Origin of the sequence: Arthrobacter sp. CAL618, from assembly GCF_000468215.1 — a bacterium.
GTDB lineage: Bacteria > Actinomycetota > Actinomycetes > Actinomycetales > Micrococcaceae > Arthrobacter_D.
In genome coordinates, this window is record NZ_ASZW01000045.1 from 1 (window position 1) to 1,076 (window position 1,076).

Annotated in this window: 1 protein-coding gene and 1 pseudogene (1 of these 2 running past the window's edge); both read right to left on the minus strand. The window is 63.7% G+C overall.

What is annotated here, in order from left to right; genetic code table 11:
* Positions 1-44: 44 nt before the first annotated feature.
* Entirely contained in the window at positions 45-671 is a 627-nt protein-coding gene (locus K728_RS0102625) for a superoxide dismutase (protein WP_019483790.1), read from the minus strand.
* Between the two features lie 136 nt (positions 672-807).
* A pseudogene (whiA, locus tag K728_RS18230) lies at positions 808-1,076 on the minus strand (DNA-binding protein WhiA); it runs 708 nt beyond the window's last position.

Consider the following 1,076-nt stretch of genomic DNA (forward strand, 5'->3'; position numbering starts at 1 on the left):
GGGCGGCGTCCCAACTACGCCCCAGGGGGCGCTGTGCCTGGGTGCTAGCCGACCACGATCAGGGAAGTGGCCGAGGCGCGGGCTGCTGCGAAGCGCTTGGCGACGTCCGGCCAGTTCACAATGTTCCAGAAGGCCTTGACGTAATCGGCCTTGACGTTGACGTAGTCCAGGTAGAAGGCGTGCTCCCACATGTCCAGCATCAGCAGCGGCGTGGTGCCCACCGCTACGTTGCCCTGCTGATCGTAGAGCTGCTCGATGACCAGGTTGCCACCGATCGGCTCGTAGGCGAGGAAGGCCCACCCGGAGCCCTGAAGGGCAAGGGCAGCGGCGCTGAACTGGGCGCGGAACTTGTCAAACGAACCGAAGGCGTCATCGATGGCGGCTGCGAGCTCACCTTCCGGCGAGTCACCGCCGTCAGGGGAGAGGTTGTTCCAGAAGACTGAGTGGTTGATGTGGCCGCCGGTGTGGAAGGCGAGGTCCTTGGAGAGCTTCGAAATGTTTCCGAAGTCGCCCTTTTCGCGGGCCTCAGCCAGCTGGGCCATCGCGTCGTTGGCGCCCTTGACGTAGGCGGCGTGGTGCTTGCTGTGGTGGAGCTCCATGATGCGCGCGGAGATGTGCGGTTCCAGGGCAGCGTAATCGTAGTTCAGTTCGGGCAGTACGTACTCGCTCACGAATTCCTCCAGGTCGGTCCGACACAGCGGGTGATTTGGCACCGCAGCCGGTCAGACACCGTAGTTGGTTCACTAAGGCATGGAACCCCGCCGTTGTCAGCGGTATTCCTGTGCCGCTTCCATCCTATGCAGAGATTCACTCGTCCAGCATGTCGGCTGTCACATTGGCTTCGGTTCCCGGTATTCCAATTTCGATGGCACGCTTGTCGGCCATCGCAAGCAACCGCCGGATCCGGCCTGCGATGGCGTCCTTGGTCATGGGCGGGTTGGCCAGGCCGCCCAGCTCGTCAAGGCTCGCCTGCTTGTGGGCGACTCTCAGCTCGCCCGCATACTTGAGGTGATCGGGGACACCCTCGCCGAGGATCTCCAGGGCGCGTTCAACCCGTGCGCCGGCGGCAACGGCGG